The following is a 20,335-nucleotide window of genomic DNA, read 5'->3' on the forward strand; positions in this document are numbered from 1 at the left end:
AGGAGAGCCCCCAAACCGGGGATTGATGCAAGATCGTAGATTGGAGCCGTCCATCATTACGGTCAGGTCCGGATCAGAGCTTTGTTGGACGGTCCGAAATTGAGATCGAGCGTCAGCCCCGGCAACCACGGCACGTCGCGGCGCTTGCCGTAGAACTGTCCTGACACGTGCAGGATCACGCAAGGCGGATCGACCTCGTTGATGATTTCGAGCATCCGACGGATGATCGGCCGGCGCTGTTCCGGCTGGACGGCTTCCTGCAGCTTCTCGCCGAGGGAGAAATATTCCTCGTTCCTCCAGATTCCGATCGACTTTGGCAGGGAGCCGCTCGGACCATATTCGCGCCAGGGATGGCCGAGATGATCGAGAAACAGCGCCGTGTTGGACGTATCAAAGATGGCCCGCACCGGTTGAGCTTGAACTTGCGCGAAATTTTCCATCATCTGGATTTCGACATTCAGCCCAACAGCACGCCACATCTCGATCATGGTCTGCGCGGTGGAGACCTGATTGGGATAGTAATTGTTGAGCAGGCGATAGGTGATCTGCTCTCCATGGTAGCGCGCCGCCGCGAGCAGCTCCTTTGCTTTCTCGGGGTCATAGGCAAGCGGCGGGAATTCTTCGATATAGCCTGCGCCATAGCTCGGCAGCTGATAGCCATTCGGGATCGGAAGCCGGTTCTCCCACAGGCTTTCCACGATCAGCCTGCGATCGAGTGCAAGGCTCATCGCGCGGCGGACGCGTACATCCTTCAGAACTGGATCGGTCTGATCAAGCACGAGGGAGCGGATATTCTGCACAGCGCCGCCCACGACCTCGAGATCGGTACGCTTCTGGATGCCGTCGAACTGGTCCGGTGGAATGTCGGTCACGATATCGACCTCGCTGGCGAGCAGGCCGTTGACGCGCGCGGAGAGTTCGGGAACGATGCGGTACTCGATACCTTCGAATGGCGGCCGTCCGCCCCAATACGCATTATGCGCGGCCAACGTGACATGGATGTCGAGCTTATGATCGACCAGCTTGTACGGCCCGCTTCCGACGGGTGCCGTCATCCAGCGCTCCCACGATCCCGCCGCCGCGAAGGCGCGCTTACTGACGATCTCCGATCCCCAAGCGGCGAGCCGCTGCTCGAGCAGCGCGTCAGCGCCCTTTGCACGCACGACGATGGTGTAGGGATCGACAATTTCGACCTTCTCAAGGCGGTCAAGCGACTGCAGCGCCTCTGACATTCCGCTGCGCCCAGGTCCCAACAGGTGGTCGGGACCCAGGCTGAAGGCGACGTCTTCGGCAGTCAGCTGGGTACCGTCGTGAAAAGTTACGCCCTTACGCAAAAAAAGTCGTAGCGACTGCGCGTCGATCCGCTCCCACCTCTCAGCCAAGCTGGGCTGCAGCGTCATGTCCTGGCCGTGGTCGAAGGTGATAAGCGTATCGAAAAGCTGCGGCATGATCCGGCGAATCGCAGTGTCGGTCGCAATGACTGGATCGAATGCGCGAGGAAATCCGGACATTCCAACTCTCAGCCGGGGACGCGCCAGCTTCTGAAGGTCGCCCTCGGCAGCTCCCAGGCCCGTGCTGGCCAACATGCTTGCCGAAAGGGCGCCAGTGAGCGCTTGTCGTCGCGTCAGATTTATCGGGGTCATCACCGCCTCCGGAGTCCGCTTTAAACGATTAAGGATGCCATAGTCGTGACTTCGAGATCAGCATGAGACATGGCAGATCACAGAAATCGAACGTCTATCCCGTCTAGGCATCTCGCGAATGTGCACGACCTTAGAAACCTGCACTGCTACGGTAGAATGACATTCATCGAATAAGTCGACGTGAACTTACGAACATGCGATGATCCATGGATCTCCGGGGACGAAAACGAAGAACGAGGAAGCCGTATCTCTCAACGCAATCACTGGTTGGTGCGTAGGGTTATGGTGTGGGACCTTGCCACTGATCAAGGCCACGAACCCGATCCAAAGCCAAACCTCTTCACACGCCACTCAATCTCGCAATATGCCGCCATCGAGGCGATGTCTGGCGGAGGGAAATATATCGATGAATTTGCGAGCCGTTGCTATCGACAATGACGAGCCTCGTTGCCGATGGGCGTCAGGAACTGCTGCGCATGGTGGAATTCCGCGGCAAGATCGAGGCTGCCGGGACCCGGACTTTCTTGTCATCGCGCGGACCGAAGCCCTAATAGCAGGTCTCGGCGAGGCGGAAGCCCTGCATAGGGCCCAAGCCTATGTGGGGCCTGGCGCCGACCAGATCCTGATCCACTCGAAAAAGAAGGATCCTTGCGAGACCGAGAGTTTTTCGCGCGCCTGGATCGGATCGGCGCCGCTCGTGATCGTGCCGAACGCTTACCCGGATCTCGACGCCAAGCGGGTCAAGACGCTGCGCAATGTCCGCATGATGATCTACGGCAATTGCGGCATCCGCGCCTCCGGCACTGCCATGGAGGAGACTTTCTGCCGAATCATGGCCGACAGCGGTGTCCAGAACGTCCGCAAGGACATCCTGCCAGTGGAGGAGACCTTCAGGTTTCAGAATATGCATGAGGTTAAGGCGATCGAAGCTAGCTTCCTTCGCTGAACGCTGCGGTCCCCTCTGTCACCAGCGAGATCTTGAGACCATATTCAGCGCGTGACCTCCGCCCAGCGCTACCCTGAGCTGTCGGGGACAATCTGAGTAAAAGGCTTTTCATCTAAAACGTTGCGCGCTCGTCGAGGCGAGAGCCAGTGATCGGGACGACCATCCTCACCTTCCGCTTAGATAAACCCCTGAAGACAGCCGTCGACGATCATTGAAGTCGTGAGTCCGATCGCACGTATCGTACCAAAGAGGCCGATTTTGCGCGCGAGGTATCATTGATAGGCAGTAATCCGGCTATACACATCGAATAATGTGATGGAGCCTTCATTTTTGACAATGACCTACCGCGACAATTAGCGGACATTCAAGATGCTACCGGAGCGGAAGATGGCCGCCGAACACGATGGAGTGCCCCTCAATGCGATCCGAGTGTTTGTGACGATTGCACGAGAGGGAAGTGTAACACGCGCAGCTAGCACATTGGGAACAACACAGAGCTCGGTCAGCCGTTATCTGGCTGTGTTGCAAGACTACTTTGGTGCAGACCTCGTGGAACGGAAGGGTCGGCGCAGCGAGTTGACGGAATTCGGACGGCTTTTTGTAAACACCGTTGCCGAACCGCTTGATACAGTGTGCTTTACCGCCAAGAGAATGCGGCGCCGGAATCGACCTGACGACGCCAATCGGATTGTGGTCCGCACCTCGCTTTCCACTTTTGCCTACTCCGTTCTGATTCCGAATCTCCAGGCGTTCTCTGCTGAGATGGGCGGCGTAATCGTGGACGTGATCAGTTCATTGTCTCCGCCAACATCCTCCGACAATTTCGACGTCTTGATTACTCGTGATCTTTCCGTCGTTGAACCAGCCGACGATTGGGAGATCTACAATGAGACACTTGTATGCGTAGGGTCTCCAAATCACGTAGCGGGAAAAACGCTCTCCGTTGTTCGTTCGATGCCAATTTTGAACATCACATCTCGGCCGGATATCCTGCCCACATGGCTGAGGGCGATGAATCTCACCACAAAAGATATAAAGTCGGGAGCGCGATACGATCACAATTACCTTGCTCTACCGGCTGCCATCACGGGAAACTGCTTGCTGGTAGCGCCTGAAATCATTGTCAGCGAACTCGTGCGCGGCGGCGCGCTGCATGCGATACCAGGATCGCGGGCTCCCAGTGGCATGCAGTATCGCGCCTACGCGGTCGATCGCAGCGACAATCCTGAAATCGCTCGTGCCTTCTGCCGATGGATCGCTCGGCTCTGCAAAAAGGCCGCAATCCCGGAAGCCGCCTAATACCGCATCAACTGATAATACAAACTAGGTATATAGACACAGAGACCGCAGCCCAACGTGGCCGATCATTCAAGCGGCGAGACGAATAGTGCAAACCAATCTAGTCCTTTCCATTCATCTATAGTCCTTCCGCGGTCACTAAAACCGAAGCGAAGCAATGCCAAGGATACCAAAAGCGCAAGGATGACATCACTTAGCTTACCTGCCGGTTGTTTTCCGGTACAGCCGCGACAGATCAGAGCTTATAACTCATCGTACTTGTCTTTGCGCTTGTGACGGAGCAAAGCGCGATAACCGCCCCGGACAAGACGCAGCCCCATCTTGACCAGGCGAATGATCCGGCTGCGCAGATCGCTTGTTTTCCATCCTCGATCGGGCATGCGAAGCGCGCCGAACAGGCCTTGCGCGACTTTGCGATAGCTGTTTCCTTCCAGCCATCCATCTGCGGCACGCAGAGCAAGAATGAGCCGATGCCGGGTCTGGATTGGCAGAGCACGTGGAGACGGGCCGAGGGGACGCTGTTCGAGCGCTCGCCAGAAGCGCTGTGCCGCCTGCGATCGAATGTCGAAATCGCGGTCGAGCGGCAGGTCGACGACAATCACTGAGCGGCTCGATGGCAGTTCTCTCAGCCAAAGACGGTGTTTCGCTCCTCCGAGCGGCACGATGGCATGCCATCCATCTGGCGCCCGTCGAAGCTCGCTACCCGACAGTTTGCCGAGATCCAGGTCGTACCGTTTGGACGACTTCAAAGCGGTAGCTGGGTGGACGGACAGCACGGTCGACAGCGCCTCGGGCGCCCAGAAAATGGCTTGTTTGTCGAACGCCGTTCGCGGATCCGCGGCGAAACGAAAGCCCCCACTTCCCCCGGAAGTGATCCGTCGTCGCGTCGGATCGTTCGCTGCTGGTCAGGACCTCATAGTCTCTTTCATACGCAAGGTCGCGACGTAGACATTCCCAGGCTATGTCCTCAGTTTCTGCCGCCTTGGCGTCAGGATATGCTTGCTTTGATCTCCAGTCAGCAGCTGCCATCCTACTTTCTTCCCCGCACGTCCATGCAAGGGAATTGCAGCCCGCGATTGTGACGATTTCTGGTTGCGTCAATGCATTTGTTTGAATATTGATGTGCTCCGACGATGGAACAATCAATTTTTGCGATTAGAGCTGGACAAGGAATCACGTTCCCTTCAAGAGCATCCATTATTCACCCTTCGGCCAACCGCGTCGCAGGAGATGACGATAGCCGTGACGCGCCATCCATTTGGCCCGAGCCAAATGAGTGTCGAAAGCACGGCGCGCGCGATCCGGCTCAAGGACCGGATCAACACCGAGCACAATGCGCGCGACTTCGCGCCAATCTGCATTATCCGCCTGTGCATCGAGAAGGCGCATGTAGGTAACGACGTGCTGCTCGTCGTATGGCGTAAGCTCAGGCGCGTTGGGCGCCACATCTGCAATCTTCGGATCGGCCGACACTGCCTGGAACTCCTAACAAACTGAATAACCTCTATCCAAATCGAATCGATGGCAACCGTATTCACGGCACCTTGGTACCGCCCAATTGTTGCGATCCGCGGGAATCCCGCCGAGATTGGAGCCCACCACGGGAAACTTTGGCATCCTTGGTTGTCGATCGTTCTCCATCTGATTGCAGTTCATGTCGCTCGCAGCCTGATCAGCAGATTTGCGGTCCAGCCAGTGTGTTCACTTCTTGCCTGCGAGACCGAATCGAGGTCGTGCGATTTGCGCGACGCGTTGCGTGCTCGCTACCGGATGGCTTGGTCGCGCGGCCCGGCCGGCTGGCGAGAACTCGTTCTCAATTTCGTATGCCAGGTGTCTCGATTTGCTTGGTCGCGCAGCCAGGAAACACCGTAATCTTGGTTTGCTGGCTGTCCGTTTTGCGCCCACCAACGCCTCGCGAGCACGTTCCGCCCAGCGATCTGGATTGATATGCAGTACGATCCGAGCAACGTCTTTCCAGCCGGCGTCAGCGGCTTCGGTATCAAGAAGTTGCCAGCAGATGATGAAGTGCCGCTCGTCACGGGCAGTGAGCACTGAAGTATCCGAAGCAGGATCGGTGAGGATTGAGTGGCGGGTTCCGGTTGATCTTAAGCATGCGAGCAGATTGATGCAGTTTCCGTTCCCAACGGACACGCGACGACATTTTGTCGAGTATATCGAGGTGCAGTATATTGAGCAAGCGGCATCCTTTCCTGCATGGACCTGCGGGAGACATTCGCCACTAACTTGCGCCGTCTGCGCAATGCGAGGGGATGGTCGCAGGACGAGCTTGCCTTCGAGGCAAAGATAAGCCGGGGCTATTTGAGTGAGCTTGAAACGGGCGAGTACTACGTCAGCATAAAAATCATAGGTCGCCTTGCCGACAAGCTCGACGTTGAGCCTGCTGAGTTCTTGAAACGGCCTTCAAAGAGAGGGCGCTAGCTAGACCCACCTCGATACAGGTGTTGCTCTCAATCCATTTCTTCTGGCTACCGTAGCCGTTGAATGCTGGTCCAGGAGACGATCTCCGTCGGCGCACACGCGGCAGATTGAGCAGTTTCGGTTCTCAATGCGCATGAGACGACGTTTTGTGAAGTATATCGAGGTGCAGTATGTCGAACAACCGGCTTCCTGTCCCGCATGGATTTGCGGGAGACATTCGCCACCAATTTGCGCCGTCTGCGCAATGCGAGGAGATGGTCCCAGGACGAACTTGCCTTCGAGGCCGAGATTAGCAGGAGCTATTTGAGCAAGCTTGAAAAGGGCACGTACTACGTCAGCATCAAAATCATAGGTCGCCTTGCCGACACGCTCGACGTTGAGCCCGCTGAGTTCCTGAAACGGTCCGGAAAGAGAGGCCGCTAGGTAAACACATCTCAATACACGTCTTCCTCCTGATCTGCCCCCGAGTATTTCCTCCAGAAGGAGTTAGAGTCCGACATGAGTGTGCAGCGAGGCCGAAGTTAGAACCACTCAGAACGAAAGTTTTGGACCTCTAATCACTTTTGGCGAGTTGGTTGCGCCAGTTTTGCAGCAAAAATCGGCGGTTGATGCCGATCGCTCCATCGGAGCCGTACTTCATTATAGTATGTGCGCCAATCCTCCACTTTTTCCCGGGCGTCCGCAAGGGACAGGAGCCAATGGGCGTTGAGGCATTCGGCCCAGAAGCGTTGAAGGCCTCGATGAACGCTTGTCGGTTGGCTTGCCGGGCCGCGAGAAGTCCAGCGTGACGCCGCGCGGGTAGGCCCGCCGGTCAAGATCGCGCGACACGAACTCGCTGCCTTTGATCGACGCGGATTGTCGCCGGGAAGCCCACTTCCTTGCAGGCCCTTTCCAGCACCACCATGTCGTCGGCGCCGCGGAAGGTGAATCGTGGCGTCAGCGCCGGTGAGAATCGCGAGAAGATATCGACGATCGCAAGCACGCGAAGCTTGTGCCCTTTTGCCAACCGATCATGGACGAAGTCCATCGCCCCGGTGTCATTGGATCGCGTCGCCGGCTTGCGGTCATCGCGCAGCTTGGCCTTGACGCGGCGCTTGAGCGCTTTGTAGCGCAATTGCAGGGCACACTCGCGGTAGACGCGCCGGTCTTGTTCTGGCCTGGCGCCACCATTCACGACGCAGTAGCACGCGAACGAAGCGATAGCCGCAGCGAACGCGGAGCATGACAGATCTCCTTGATCTTCTGTTCGAGGGCGGCCCTGGCCGGAGCGACGTGGCGTGTAATGGTAGGTCGACCTGTAAAACTCTAGCGCCGCCAACCCCTGCGGATTGAAACGCTGCCATTCGTTGCGGACTTCGTCGACCGGGTTGCGCTTCCGGCCAGGCATCATAGCTTTCGGCAGATTACATCCTGCAGCATCTCCTGACAGTCCGCCAGTAGCTATTTCGTAACCGGTATGAGCCCCCACCTGGGCATCGCGCGAATGAGATGCGATACAGCCGGGCATGAACTGTCTTTGGAGGTGGGCTATGGCAGATGCCATGCTTGATGCTAGGCAGGGCACTGGACGGCGGAAGAGAAGGCCCCAATCGTGGCGGAGAGCTTCGAGGAAGAGGCCAATATTTCCGAAGTCGCTCGGCGCCATGGCGTTGTCCATGGGCTGCTGACGGTGTGGCGGCGCAAGTTCGCGACGGCAGCGCACTTTCAGGCGCACAGGCTTCGTGCCGGTCCGGAATGCCGAGATCGCGTTGTTGCCACTCCGCAGGGTCGGGTGCGATCGCTAACTGACCTATTGAGCGAACGCGGCCTCGCCCATCACGAACCGCGGCCGATCTTCGTCGGGGTCCATAACAGCGCTTGCGCGTTTCGGCGCGACACACATCGTGCGGCGTGCCGCCTCCCAGACCGGGTCCACCAAGCCAACCTTGGAGGCAAGCCGACATCGCCGCACATCTTCCGGCATTCCCTCGCCATGAAGCTTCTCCCGTCAGGCGTGGACCTCCTAACGATCCAGGCCTGGCTTGGCCACGCTCAGGTCGCCACAACCCACCGATGCGCCGCTGCGGATGTCGAGATGATGGCGCCGGAGACTCGAGAAGGCGGGCGTCTCAGGCGACCGCAGCGCGCTTCAGGCCAAATGATACCGTCCCGCAACTGCTGGCCCTGTGGCAGAGGAATCCAGCCGTGAGCCGGCGTTAGGGCGCCCCCGCCACATAATCTCGTCCGACGCATAAGAACGGGTCGAGACCAAGCGTCTCCTGCACCTTCGCAGCAAGGCCATCGTGGCCAAAGCGGAAGTCGACAGGCCGCGTCGAGATATAAATCTTCAGCTCGGCGCCGGGCACGATCATCGTGGCGCTCGCGCCGCGGGAATCACCCGAGACAGCTGCTTCCCATCTATCGCCCCGTTCGTCCGCACAACGACGTCGCCAATCGCAATCTCGAGCTCGACTGCCGGGACCTGACACTACTCTAACGGCGCCTCCACCAGCAGCGGCGTGAATGTCAACTGCGACGCCTCGCACGATGGCAATTCGCCGCTCTGGCGAAAGCAGCGTCGCCAATCGTAAGCCTGTCAGCGCGTCTCCCCTACTTGGGCGCCGCCCCAACTGAGCGGCGGGCAGCAGCTACTACGAAGGCATTTCACTCGGATTGGCGCAGCGAACTTCTATCCTCAATCCCGTATGGCTGACGGAGCGATCGCCCGGTTACTCACGCCTTGAAAGCAAGAGCGCGATGAAAAGAAGATTGCTGAAATCAAGACGACTACCTATCGCAGCTGAGGCAATTCCACGCATTGCGAATCGAGGTCAGCGGTGGGCGCAACGTCGTCCCAAGTCTCCAGTCCCAAGCATCCTAAGATAGATGATTGAGCGAATATGTAAATCGAGAGTGGATTTGCGCCTCTCTCCAAAATTGGTAGTGGCCGCCCCTTTTCCTCTGGCTGTACTCTTCAGCGTTGAGATCGACTACCGGTCCGGGACTAAAGCTCCGTAGTTTATCAGCGGCGGCGAGCTCGGACGATGGCGTGAATGGAGGTCGTGAACCTCCAGAGGCTGATACATGATGGAGAGGAGCTTATTCAAGAATCACGTCACAAGATTTGGGGCTCCACACGCATGGTCAATAAACAACCCACACCTCCAGAATTGTTTACAAATTCTGCGCGTAGCATGTCGACTGCTGGCCTGAGAAAGAGCCGGCGCTGAAGCGATGGCTCTTACGTCAGGCGTTTGCGATGGGGCTTTGCCGATTGAGCCTCGGGCATTCTCTGACGAGGCTCTCTGCTTGCCACATAGGCGACGAAGATCAACGTCTCCTGATAAGGTTCGGCGAAAGCGGACGGCTTTGCAAGCGGATCAACCAGGCACGCCGCTTCAGATGCCTTTCCCGGCCAGGGACTCCCGCGTGAAGAAAACTCGCCAAAGGATGGTCTCGCGGTTCCTAGAAAGCCGCATCACTTATACCATCAATACGCTCGAGCTGTGCGGGACCACGGCGAGCTTCAGGAATAGCGGCGATATAATCAAGTCACCCATCAATTATGTCAGGGCCCTTGTTACCTGCCGGATCCGATGATGCGTAAATCTGTCGGATTCATCGAGTTGGAAGTCCTCATCGACGGCTTGCGGCTGGCGGAAGTTCACAATGCGCGCAATCGATCTCTACACCAAAAGCCTTGTCAACAAACATGAACTCCTCGAGCGTGCCACCACTCGAATCCAGTGTACACAGGCCGCCGACAGCCCCTGGAGATCCCGAGCGGCGTTTGTTCCCAATTTTCGGAAAGCACTTTCGTTCGCATATCGACCCTTAGGGCACTCCTTTGAGATCCTATTGCGTATTCTGGATGCGCTTGCAGGTCGCGTGAGGGCCGGTCATGGCAAATGACATCCGGCCAAGTGGCGTCTCTGACTCAGACAGTGAGCACACACTGATCAATTTCGTCAAATTTGTGCTGGTCGGTATCGTCAACACAGCCTTCGGTTATGCCTTGTTTGCGCTTTTCTACCTTCTGCTCGGATCTCATCAACTTGCCATAACACTCGCGACACCATGCGGTGCTGTATTCAATTTTCATTCCACCGGAAGGCTGGTGTTTCGCAATCGAAGGCTTTCCGCACTCCTCCCATTTGTGGCTGGCTGCGCAGCCGTTTGGCTAGTCAATATTCTACTGCTCCACGAATTGACTGCTCTCGCAATATCGCCCCTTGCCGGACAACTTCTCGCCCTTCCGCTACTTGCTCTGCTCTCTTACGTGGTCAATCGCTACCTGGTATTTGGTCGGTCCCGATGAAGACGAGTTCCGATCGCGACGCAGCGCTTCAATGAAGACCCGTAGCGTTTAGCCGCAATGAGATCGATTGTCAGACCCATCGGACTCTGCGGACCTAGGCGATGGCTCCACCAGTTCTTGGAGGAGATTGCGGAGGTCAAGTGCGGTACAAGCTCCTCAAGCTGGTTCGATAGCGGACATCGCCAGAAACCTACAGAGCTACGACTTCCAATCAAGATATCTACAAGATAAGTACGCGGGACCAAAGTAAGAAAGATACTCGAGCTCACGAGGAAAGCTCCGCGAGCATGTATTCGCGGCGGATCCTCGCCCAACTCATAGGGAATTGAGAATGACGGATGATGCAGACTATAGGTGGCAGAAGCGACTTCTGAATGCTGGGCGGCTCCGCGGACAACACTTCCCTTCCTTCCATAGGGTATAACCTTGGATAAAAGTGCCATCGAGGATAGGAGCGTCATCGATAATTCGGCCGGAAGCCGCCTTGGGCAGAGTCGACCAACCTCTCTCTCTATTGTGGTACCCTGCTACAATGAAGAGGACGTTATCGCTGAGCTTATTAGAAGGTGTCGAGGGAGCGCATCTGATGTGGCCGGCGATAATTATGAAATTGTGCTCGTGGATGATGGATCCGCCGATGGAACGTGGCAGGCGATCTCAGCAGAGACCGAGCGCGGAAGCAATATCGTCGGCATCAGGCTCTCTCGGAATTTCGGGCATCAGGTTGCGCTAACGGCGGGTCTAGCAACGGCAACGGGCGAGCTGGTTCTCGTTATCGACGCGGATCTACAGGACCCTCCGGAATTGCTTTCGCCCATGATTGAGGTCCTAAAACGCGATGGTGCGGATGTCGTATATGGTCAGAGGAAAACTCGCGCCGGGGAAGGCTGGTTTAAAACGAAGTCAGCAAGCATCTTCTATCGGCTGCTCAAACGAGCGAGCAGCTTTCCGATTCCCGTCGACGCCGGCGACTTCAGGTTAATGACGAGCCGGGTCGCGCAACTTGTAGCGGAAATGCCCGAACGAGACAGGTTCATCCGAGGAATGGTGGCCTCCGTTGGCTTCAAGCAGGTAGCGTTTATGTATGATAGGGATCAGAGATTTTCCGGAGCATCCAAGTATCCATTGTCAAAGATGGTTCGTTTTGCAATAGATGCCTTGCTCAGCTATTCGTCGACGTTGTTGCGCCTATTATCGGCGAGCGCAGCCTTGCTGTTAGTGACGATCATCGCGGTCTCCGTCTACTCAATATACTCTTCGCTTTACCTTGAAATGGTCCCCGGTTGGACCAGCTTGATGATTTCGCACTTGGTCGTGTCGTTCTTCCAACTTGCCTCACTGAGCATTATCGGAGAGTATATTGGTCGCATCTATTTCAGCACGAAGAATAGGCCACTGTTTATCGTCGATCAGATCAAACGCAGCAGTTAAGTGATGGTGAGGCTATACTGGACATTGCAGGCAGCGTAGCCGGTCCCCTGACGCCGAGGTGATGCCAAAGTGCGCGTAGATTTTGAGGATGCGCCACAGAATTGGCTTACCTCCGATCTCGACCATCGGCTTGGGCCGGGGTACCCATTCGGCGTAGGCCGCAGGGTACCGCCTCAGTAGTCCAGGGTTCTCTTTATAGAACTCGAGGAGCTCGATGAGGTTTTCGATTCCGAAGTCGGTGAACTCCTGGACGCCGTCTTCTCCGATGCCATAGACCCAGATGACGCCGTCCTCGATCTCCATCTCGTGGCAATGTCCCACAACCAATCGTCATCTTCGCCGAGGCTCTTTGCGACCTGGTGACGGATCAACGTCATTCATCTCGCAGGTTTATGCCGCCCGCCGAACCATGCCGAGTTGGGTCGTTTTCCCCCAGACTTCTCGCTGACCGGCGTTTGGTCGGTTCGGCATAGTTCGTTCTGTGCCCCCGCTTTCAACAGCAGGGAACAGGAAGATGGAAGAGTACTTGGGCAGCAGCCGGCTGTACCGGCGTCTCAGAAGCGGGCCGCACGGCAGCTCGTCGAGCGCTACGCCGCTCGTCTCGTCGAAGAGAGGCTCGTTCGGCATGGCGCGTGGCGTTGCCTCAACGTGGTCGACGGGCTCCTGAGTTGGATCGCCGGCCGTCGCTACAAGCTGGCTCGATGAACAGGTCGTTGAGCGGTACCTCCGACATCGAGGCGGGAGGCAGTCTATCCAACCCGGTGACCGCGCCGCTCTCAAGCGATGGCTGTCGGTGCTGCGGGCGGAAGGCGCGATCGCGCCGTTGGTGCTACCGCCTCTCACCCCGCACGAACGGATTTTCAAGGAGTTCGATGCCTAACTACGATCAGAGCGCGGCTTGGCCCCGAGGTCCATCGTCCGCCATCTCCCGGTCATCCGCAGGTTCCTGCACGAGGTGTGCTCCGGTGGCACCGCCGCCCTGTGTAAGATCAGCCAAGAGGACGTGATCCGCTACATTGAGCGCCACGCCCAGGATTGGAGTCAGGCAAGGCGATGCGCTGGTCGTTGCGCGCCTTTCTCCGTTGCCTCCACCATCGGGGGCTGAACGCCCTTGGCGGATTGCGTTCCATCGATGTGACGATGGAAGCTCGCAACTCTGCCGGAGCTATCTGCCTGCCGCTCAGGTGCGGAAGGCTCTCGACGGTTGCGACCGAGGGACGGTGATGGGACGGCGCGACTACGCCATTCTGTTGTTGCTGGCCAAGCTCGGCCTGCGGGCCGACGAGGTCGCGACGCTCAGCCTTGATGATATCGACTGGCGCGCCAGCGAGATACTCGTTCGCGCCAAGGGCCGACAGCGCGCTCGGAGCCGATACCGCCAGACGTTGGCGCGGCCATCGTTGCATATCTCCGCAATGGCCGGCCAAAGTCGCCGTGCCGACGGTTGTTCGTCCGTACGCTCGCGCCACACGTCGGCTTTGCTTCCGGATGTGCGATCACCATGATCGCCAAGGCCGCTCTCGATCGCGTTGGAATCGAAGGTTGCGCCCACCGCGCGCCCATATCTTCCGACACAGTCTCGCGACCGAGCTTCTCCGATCTGGGCGCGACCTTGTCGGAAATCGGACAGTTGCTGCGGCACGAGAACCACGACACCACCCGGATTTACGCGAAGGTCGACCTCGATGCGTTCAGAACATTGAGCCTGCCCTGACCGGGAGGCATGCAATGACCAATCTGCGCGCCGCGCTTGATAAGTCCCTGAGCATGCGCAAGGGTTTGGATACAAGTACGAGCACCAGACCAGTCGGCTCGCTGACTTCGTCGCCTTCATGGCGAAGCGCAATGCCAGGAGCATCACGACGATGCTGGCCATGGAATGGGCAACGCTGCCGCCCGATCCTGGGCGCTGCGATTGAGCGACGTGCGCGGGTCCGCGCGCCATGTCGCCAACTTCGATCTGAGACCGGAGGTGCCGCCCGTCGGCTGCCCGGATGGAAGCGCGCCAAGCCCCATGTTTACAGCGACGCGGAGATCGCGTTGCAACAGGAGCGCTGGCTCTGCCGCCAGCGGACGGGCTGCGCCGATGGACCTACCGTGACCTGTTCGGGCTGATCGCGGTGACAGGCATGCGTATATCCGAGGCGATGGGCCTGGAGCGCGGTGACGTCGACCTCGACGCCGGCGTGCTGACGGTCCGGCTAACGAAGTTCGGCAAGTCGCGGCTCGTACCATTGCATCCGAAACGAGAACCGCGCTGCGCGACTACGCCCACTGGCGCGATGCGCGGCTCAGATCACGCTGCGGCTCGACCTTCTTCGTTGCTGAACAGGGAGGCCGCTTGCTGCACCAGTACGTTCATCGCGTCTTCCGGCGATTGTCCAGAGAGATCGGGCTGCGGCGCCCAGGTGATCGTACCGGGCCACGCGTGCATGACTTCCGTCATCGCTTCGCCATCCGGACGTTGCTCGACTGGTATCGCGAAGGCAAGGACGTCGAACAGCAACTCCCAGCGCTCGCCACTTACCTCGGCCACGCCTGCGTGCGCGATACTTGCTGGTCTCTCTCGGCCTGCCCAGAGTTGATGGAAGAAGCGGCGCAGCGTCTCGATCAGCGATTGGAGGTGACGCCATGAAGCCCGCCTGCAATGTCGCCACGTTGATCGAGCGCTTCTTCACCGAGCGCCTCATGCGCCAGCGCAATGTTAGCGGCAACACGATCGCCTCCTACAGAGACACGTTCCGGCTGCTGTTCATGTTCGCACAGGTGCGGCTGCGGAAGTCCCTATCGGCCCATACCGAGCGAGCGTCACGACAAGCGACAGGTGCACTTTCTGACGCGTCCCGAGATCGAGGCGGTTCTCGCCGCGCCCGATCGAACAACGTGGCTGGCGCCACGATCACACCTTGCTGCTGGTCGCGGCTCAAACAGGCTTACGCCTCTCAGAGCTGACTGGCCTTGACCGGGATGCCGTCCACCCCGGGTCTGGCGCACACGTACGATGCGTCGGAAAGGGCGGAAGGAGCGGACCACTCCGCTGACCACACTCTCGGTGTGTATGCTCCAGGCATGGCTCAAGGAAGCGTTGCGGAACGGAGCAACAGCGTTGTTCCCGAACGTGGAAGGGGGCCGGCTCAGTGCCGACAGCTTCCAGTCGCTGCTGGCGTGTCGCTCACAAGAGTTGCCCGTCTTTGAAGGCCAAGAGCGTGTCGCCGCACGTGCTGAGGCACAGCGCTACGATGGAACGTCCAATGCTCGGTCAGGTTGACTTGAAAGTCGACCCGGTTCTCAGATCAAGCAAATCCACTTGGTCACCGTCCGATTCTCTGGCACATCATGAAGGGATACCCACTGGCTTCTAGTTATAAGAGATGAGAAAGTCATCAAGCCCTACTAACAACTGAGCGGCTTTGGCCAAGCGCGTTCCCCATCCCGGACAGAATGACGACCTTCATTCTTACCTCCAAAAGCCGCCAGGAAACTCGCCACTGGGTGAGCTGAATTTGCTCTGTCCGCGCGTGCGAGGATCCCGCTTGTAGGGAACCCCGATCTGCTCGACCCCTAGTCCGGCGATCATACCGCGCAGGTACGGACTCGGCGCGTTCATTCTCGTCAGTGCGTCGAGGACCGCGCGATCGATCGAAGTCGCCTGCGTCCCTGGGAATGGGATACTCGCTCAATTTGTTGATTGTCCAGTAGCCAAGCTGCCGAAACAGATTTATCGTGGCGCCTTCCGCTCGCACCCAGCGAATACCTTAAACAACCCGGTGGCCCGATCGCCACAAGTCAAGGAAATCAGCAAGAAGTTCGGGCGGATCCGGGAGGTCGGCATCGATCTGCATCACGGCTTCGCCGCGCACATGCAGATACTTGGCGAGAATCGACCGCTGAAACCCGACGTTCTTGCTGAAGCGAATGGCCCTTACGCGGGAGTCCTTGCTCGCCAACTGCGAGAGCTTCGTCCAGGTCAGATCACTCGAATGGTTATCGCTGAACACGAATTCAAGTGTGCAGCGCCCGCCATCGTTTCTCCCAGACGGCAAAGTCGCTCGTACAGCGCATCGAGATTGTCGGCCTCATTGAGGACTGAAATGGCGATCGTGATCAGCGGGAGGGACGATTGTCGATCACTGTGGGTCTTGGACGGAGCTTCCTGGGTCATCAATCGACATAGACCCTTAGATATTCAGCGATCGCCGGGCACGCGTCCTTGAACTCGATGTCTCGAACGAGCGGCGACGGCGAACACACAACGTCTAAATTCTCAGGATACGCCATCGGCCGGGCGCCCAGCCGAAACTTGTCAAGGCAGCCGAAGGCTGCAAAGATATGAGTGGCAATCGCAGAGGCGGATTGGCTGTCCGTGGTTGAGATCAAACGCGCCGTTGATATCCGACTGCAGCAAGTGGATGATTGCGCTTACGTCGTCGGCGACGTGATGATACTCGCGCAATTGCGTTCCGTGAGATATCTCAAATTGCGCCTTGCGCGCAATGGCGTCGCGCATCTGTCCGAGGAAAATGTGACCGCTAGGTGGACCTCCGCCATATAGGGTATGCATCCGGATGTGGATGACTCTTCCCCATCTGGCGGAAAAGTCCTCGATAAAATCCCCTAATCGAACCTTGCTGGCCACATAGAGATTGTCGGACTGGTCCGCCCAGGAAGCATCAGCAAAGGCCAAACCGTCGGTGAACAGGCGCTCAGCTAACGCAAGATATCCGGAAAGGGGTTCGAGCACATGTTGCCACGGACGAACAGCGGTCGGCGAGCCGATTTTTGCCACTTCCCCCACTGAAAGGGCGCGCAGGATGTCGGGGATCAAGCGATCCTGGGCCCAGTCGCCACCACCGATGACGTTGCCGGCACGGGCTGTGGCCAGCGCTACCGTGTGGCCCTCATTGCGCCCCGGGGTGGAAAAGGAATCGCGGAAGGCCGAGGGATACAAGCTCGGCACAGGCCTTACTGTTGCTATAAGGATCACGTCCGCCGAGCCGATCGTTTTCACGATAGCCCCAGATCCATTCACGGTTCTCGTAGCACTTGTCAGAGGTGATGTTGAGCACGGCGCGGACCGGGTTTACCTGCCGAACAGCCTGCAACAAGTGCACCGTTCCCATGACATTGGTGCGATACGTCTCATTTGGATTGGCATAGGAATAGCGCACCAGTGGTTGTGCGGCCATGTGGATAACGATATCGAGCACAGCGCGACGAAGCGTGCCAAGCAAATGGTCGTAGTTGGTCACGTCGCCCAGAATCGACTCGATGCCAGCCCGACGCGAGCGATTTCAAAGAGGCACGGCGTCGCGGGCAGCGGGGCCATGGCTTAACCGGTCACCCGAGCGCCGAGATGTTGTAACCAAAGCGCAAGCGCGAGCCCTTGAAGCCCGTGTGCCCCGAGACGCGCTTGCCCATCCAGAAGTCGCTCACTCCTCCCACACTTTCCACGGAGCCTTGCTTTCAATCCAGAGCGCATCAAGAAATGTCTTGTCGCGCAGAGTATCCATGGGTTGCCGGAAGCCATGGCGCTGGTAGGCCGAAAGCTGTTGCTGCTCAGCCAAGGCTGCGAGCGGCTCGCGCTCCCAAACAGTGGAGTCGCCGCCACCAGGTCAATTGCTTTCGGCGAGAGCACGAAGAAGGCTACCATTGATCATCCTCCCATCACCCCGGGGCTTTTCCTTGAAAGTGGCGACGCGGTGATCAGCACGAATTTTCGAGTGCACCAAAACGGCCAGGCGGATAGGTAGCAGTTAGGGTGGCGAGCGTACCTTGGCGACGGTGGAAGGCGATCAATGCGGTTATGTCGATATCTCCCACATCATCTCCATAGGTCAAACAAAAAGCGTCGTCATCGATCAGGTAATTAGGGACTCGCTTGAGCCGACCACCAGTCATCGTCTTCTCGCCAGTATCAACCAATGTCACCTTCCGGGGTTCGGCATGGTGCCGATGAACCTCCATGCAGTTTCTTGTCATGTCAAAGGTAACATCCGACACGTGCAGGAAGTAGTTGGCAATGTATTCCTTAGTCAGATGGCCCTTGTAGCCGCAGCAGATGATGAACTCGTTGATTCCATAGTGCGAGTAGATTTTGGGGATGTGCCACAGAATCGGCTTGCTACCGATCTCGATCATGGGCTTGGGCCGAAGATGGGTTTTCTCCGAGATTCGGATTCCAAGACCACCCGCGAGGATCACAGCTTTCACTGTTGGCTCTATTTCTGGAAATCCGACCGTTGTCGCCTAGCGTCACGGCAGGATTGCTCCGCCAGCGCGGCGGGGCGTACGGGCTTCAACAGAAACTGCCTGACGGGTTTCGGATAGTCCCCTTCAAAGATGCGAGGATCCCACGTAGCAGCGACAACCCAGCTCAACTCAAGGTCAATGAAGGGGCGCTCGAACGTAGCGGCGACGACGTAGTCCGACTGCCCCGCTCCAAAGGAGGCTAAGACACTGGCTTGCTCAAGATGAAGAGGGCCGTCAGGCTCGATTAGTATCCACGCTTTGGCAAGATCGGCGCAATCCTCAAGTCCGAGCGTGCTCACCGCAACCGCACTGCTGCCCCGATATCCCCCAAACAGCCACGGTAGACCGAGCGCTCGCGTCTCGAGCACATACAGCAAGCTCGCCCCGAGGCCAGCGAGATTGACCATGGGGGCACCGCTATCAAGGCCAGCTGCACGAGCCTGGGCTATGGCCGGGGCGAGATAGTCGCGGAAGGATTGCGAGAGCACCAGCTTTCCACCGCCCCGCATTGTCATGATAGCGGTATAAGAGCGCAAATCTTTCACTTGGCCGTGCGGCTTGAGGAGGCCAGCATTGACGACAGATGCAGTCAGCAACTGTGCGAACACCATCAGGGGAACTAGGGTGACGAGGCTGCGCTCCTGTTGCGCAAGAGGGCTCAGAAAGGCAACGACCGCGAGCATCCAAAACAAGGCTGCAAACCCAGCGATGCCCCAGTAATTAACATTGGAGCCCAGTGCTTGCAGGTGCGGCAGGACTAAAAAAATCAGCGCTAGAGCGATGCTTCTGGGAGTCTGGGTGCGCAGAACCAATCCCTGATGATAGAACGTCGCGCCAAGGCATGTCAATGTCGGCACCAGGAACAACAGGTCCGCTCGGGGCTTGATGCTGATCGGATCGATCCCCAAGACGGCAATCGCTATTGTTACGATCAACACCGCAGCGAGAGACAGCGATTGGAGCAACTTGTGCGTCGCCCCGATGAACATGCTAAGCAGAAGAGCTGTCGCCACTAACACAGCGATAGCGATCCCGGATCGACTGGTGGGGAGCCGATCGATCCGAAACATGCGAGACACCTCATGCCCGCTACCCAACAGGATTTCAGTCTCAGCGGTGTTGACCATACGGCTAACCAGCCCCGTGATGCCGCCGTCAATCAAGTATGCTGTAACGATCAATAGAGCGAGAGCGACCAGCGCCGCGCCAAGCATGGGCAGCAGCGACTTTCGGCGCAAAAAGACCACATAGAGAATAACGATGAGAGCAATGGCCGCAGCGGTTGTCGGCCTGGCCATGAAGCAGCCCCAGCCGCCAACGCCAACCAGAATCCCCCCCAAGACCTGCCGCAGGCGCCCTGGCCGATCGGCTAGCAGCAAGCCGATCATCACCATCGAGATCGACTGAATATTCAGTGTATGGTAGTTCGGCGTGAGCCGCAGCCGGGTGAAAAAGGCGAGTAATGCCATACTGGCGATCCCTGCCGATAGCACCGCCGCATACGGCCAGGCCACCGTCCAGAGGCGCCGGATCACAAGAAAGCTGAGAATCCAGCCCAGCGCCATGGTAAGCGTGACGTTCGCCATACGAAGCACTGCGATGTCGCCTCCGGCCCACTTATATGGCCAGTGATAGACGAAACCAAAAAGGCTCGGTGGCATATTGATTGCGTAGGCGAATGGGTTCGCGATGGAGTTGAGGTAAAAACCTTCGTCGTTGAGACTGAGACCGTAGCTGGTGTAATATAGCAGCCAAGCGAAAAGGATCGCTGTGGTAACGGCGGACAGAGCCAGCAAAGTCCGATCCAGCAAGACTGACAATGATCTTCCAATAGTAAAGTAGTTATCTCTCAGCACAGATCGCTTCCCGCCACTCACAGACGAGGCTCATCCCAATGCATCGCGGCCTCAAGGAGCTTCTAGCTGACCTGAGCCCCGCAATCTCCTCCCAACATTGGTAGACCTGCCGCCCCGGAGCGAGATGGACATGACGCCGAGCCGGTACACGGAAGAACGAATAGGATCTTGCGGG

Annotated in this window: 18 protein-coding genes and 4 pseudogenes; 10 read left to right on the forward strand and 12 right to left on the reverse strand. The window is 57.9% G+C overall.

Going from position 1 to position 20,335, the window contains the following annotated elements; translation table 11 throughout:
• Window positions 1-62: 62 nt before the first annotated feature.
• Window positions 63-1,511: an ABC transporter substrate-binding protein gene (locus MTX19_RS30150; protein WP_280985605.1), complete on the reverse strand. Its 1,449-nt coding sequence runs from the start codon at window positions 1,509-1,511 to the stop codon at window positions 63-65.
• Window positions 1,512-1,938: 427 nt separating this feature from the next.
• Here MTX19_RS30150 and MTX19_RS30155 point away from each other — a divergent pair, with 427 nt between their 5' ends.
• A complete protein-coding gene (locus MTX19_RS30155; RefSeq protein ID WP_280980552.1) occupies window positions 1,939-2,589 on the forward strand; it encodes an isocitrate lyase/phosphoenolpyruvate mutase family protein in 651 nt (216 codons plus the stop codon).
• A 387-nt stretch (window positions 2,590-2,976) separates the two neighbouring features.
• Entirely contained in the window at window positions 2,977-3,888 is a 912-nt protein-coding gene (locus tag MTX19_RS30160; protein ID WP_280980553.1) for a LysR family transcriptional regulator, read from the forward strand.
• A 242-nt stretch (window positions 3,889-4,130) separates the two neighbouring features.
• Here the strand turns inward: MTX19_RS30160 and MTX19_RS30165 are convergent, their stop codons facing one another.
• On the reverse strand, window positions 4,131-4,490 hold the full coding sequence (locus tag MTX19_RS30165; RefSeq protein ID WP_280980554.1) for a DUF2285 domain-containing protein: 360 nt from the start codon (window positions 4,488-4,490) through the stop codon (window positions 4,131-4,133).
• A 595-nt stretch (window positions 4,491-5,085) separates the two neighbouring features.
• Window positions 5,086-5,361 (reverse strand): DUF2285 domain-containing protein, encoded by a 276-nt coding sequence (locus MTX19_RS30170; protein ID WP_280980555.1) that lies wholly within the window; start codon window positions 5,359-5,361, stop codon window positions 5,086-5,088.
• Window positions 5,362-6,102: 741 nt separating this feature from the next.
• Here MTX19_RS30170 and MTX19_RS30175 point away from each other — a divergent pair.
• Window positions 6,103-6,327 (forward strand): helix-turn-helix transcriptional regulator, encoded by a 225-nt coding sequence (locus MTX19_RS30175; RefSeq protein ID WP_179733551.1) that lies wholly within the window; start codon window positions 6,103-6,105, stop codon window positions 6,325-6,327.
• Between the two features lie 198 nt (window positions 6,328-6,525).
• On the forward strand, window positions 6,526-6,750 hold the full coding sequence (locus MTX19_RS30180) for a helix-turn-helix transcriptional regulator (protein ID WP_280980556.1): 225 nt from the start codon (window positions 6,526-6,528) through the stop codon (window positions 6,748-6,750).
• A gap of 134 nt (window positions 6,751-6,884) precedes the next feature.
• Here the strand turns inward: MTX19_RS30180 and MTX19_RS30185 are convergent.
• Window positions 6,885-7,773, reverse strand: a pseudogene (locus MTX19_RS30185) (DDE-type integrase/transposase/recombinase); the annotation flags it as partial.
• Between the two features lie 130 nt (window positions 7,774-7,903).
• On the opposite strand from MTX19_RS30185, the pseudogene MTX19_RS30195 reads away from it, so the two are divergent.
• A pseudogene (locus MTX19_RS30195) lies at window positions 7,904-8,515 on the forward strand (tyrosine-type recombinase/integrase); the annotation flags it as partial.
• A gap of 7 nt (window positions 8,516-8,522) precedes the next feature.
• On the opposite strand, the gene tnpB reads toward MTX19_RS30195, so the two are convergent.
• On the reverse strand, window positions 8,523-8,678 hold the full coding sequence (gene tnpB / locus MTX19_RS30200) for an IS66 family insertion sequence element accessory protein TnpB (RefSeq protein WP_280980557.1): 156 nt from the start codon (window positions 8,676-8,678) through the stop codon (window positions 8,523-8,525).
• A gap of 1,529 nt (window positions 8,679-10,207) precedes the next feature.
• On the opposite strand from tnpB, the gene MTX19_RS30205 reads away from it, so the two are divergent.
• Window positions 10,208-10,624, forward strand: coding sequence for a GtrA family protein (locus MTX19_RS30205; protein WP_280980558.1), 417 nt, complete (start codon window positions 10,208-10,210; stop codon window positions 10,622-10,624).
• A gap of 426 nt (window positions 10,625-11,050) precedes the next feature.
• The gene (locus MTX19_RS30210) at window positions 11,051-12,055 is read left to right on the forward strand and encodes a glycosyltransferase family 2 protein (RefSeq protein WP_280980560.1); all 1,005 of its coding nucleotides are present in this window, start codon (window positions 11,051-11,053) and stop codon (window positions 12,053-12,055) included.
• Window positions 12,056-12,223: 168 nt separating this feature from the next.
• Here MTX19_RS30210 and MTX19_RS30215 read toward each other — a convergent pair.
• Window positions 12,224-12,432, reverse strand: a pseudogene (locus MTX19_RS30215) (hypothetical protein); the annotation flags it as partial.
• Between the two features lie 846 nt (window positions 12,433-13,278).
• On the opposite strand from MTX19_RS30215, the gene MTX19_RS30220 reads away from it, so the two are divergent.
• Both MTX19_RS30220 and MTX19_RS30225 read left to right on the forward strand, forming a co-directional pair.
• A complete protein-coding gene (locus tag MTX19_RS30220; protein WP_280980561.1) occupies window positions 13,279-13,560 on the forward strand; it encodes a hypothetical protein in 282 nt (93 codons plus the stop codon).
• Window positions 13,557-13,769: a hypothetical protein gene (locus MTX19_RS30225; RefSeq protein ID WP_280980562.1), complete on the forward strand. Its 213-nt coding sequence runs from the start codon at window positions 13,557-13,559 to the stop codon at window positions 13,767-13,769. Before MTX19_RS30220 ends, MTX19_RS30225 begins: the two co-directional genes overlap by 4 nt.
• 582 nt (window positions 13,770-14,351) lie before the next feature.
• On the opposite strand, the gene MTX19_RS30230 is transcribed toward MTX19_RS30225, so the two are convergent.
• A complete protein-coding gene (locus MTX19_RS30230; protein WP_280985011.1) occupies window positions 14,352-14,561 on the reverse strand; it encodes a hypothetical protein in 210 nt (69 codons plus the stop codon).
• Between the two features lie 125 nt (window positions 14,562-14,686).
• Here MTX19_RS30230 and MTX19_RS30235 point away from each other — a divergent pair, with 125 nt between their 5' ends.
• On the forward strand, window positions 14,687-15,007 hold the full coding sequence (locus MTX19_RS30235) for a hypothetical protein (protein WP_280980563.1): 321 nt from the start codon (window positions 14,687-14,689) through the stop codon (window positions 15,005-15,007).
• Between the two features lie 803 nt (window positions 15,008-15,810).
• On the opposite strand, the gene MTX19_RS30240 is transcribed toward MTX19_RS30235, so the two are convergent.
• From MTX19_RS30240 to MTX19_RS30260, 5 genes and pseudogenes are all read right to left on the reverse strand, one after another.
• Window positions 15,811-16,098: a glycosyltransferase gene (locus MTX19_RS30240; RefSeq protein WP_348638221.1), complete on the reverse strand. Its 288-nt coding sequence runs from the start codon at window positions 16,096-16,098 to the stop codon at window positions 15,811-15,813.
• A 260-nt stretch (window positions 16,099-16,358) separates the two neighbouring features.
• Window positions 16,359-17,003 (reverse strand): NAD-dependent epimerase/dehydratase family protein, encoded by a 645-nt coding sequence (locus tag MTX19_RS30245; RefSeq protein WP_280980565.1) that lies wholly within the window; start codon window positions 17,001-17,003, stop codon window positions 16,359-16,361.
• Window positions 16,954-17,304, reverse strand: a complete 351-nt coding sequence (locus MTX19_RS30250; protein WP_280980566.1) for a GDP-mannose 4,6-dehydratase — start codon at window positions 17,302-17,304, stop codon at window positions 16,954-16,956. The genes MTX19_RS30245 and MTX19_RS30250 overlap by 50 nt, the downstream gene beginning before the upstream one ends.
• Window positions 17,305-17,484: 180 nt before the next feature.
• A pseudogene (rfbF, locus tag MTX19_RS30255) lies at window positions 17,485-18,265 on the reverse strand (glucose-1-phosphate cytidylyltransferase).
• Between the two features lie 8 nt (window positions 18,266-18,273).
• Window positions 18,274-20,100, reverse strand: a complete 1,827-nt coding sequence (locus tag MTX19_RS30260; RefSeq protein ID WP_280985606.1) for a hypothetical protein — start codon at window positions 20,098-20,100, stop codon at window positions 18,274-18,276.
• Window positions 20,101-20,335: the final 235 nt, after the last annotated feature.

This window comes from Bradyrhizobium sp. ISRA464 (assembly GCF_029910095.1).
In the GTDB taxonomy this organism is placed as follows: Bacteria; Pseudomonadota; Alphaproteobacteria; order Rhizobiales; family Xanthobacteraceae; genus Bradyrhizobium.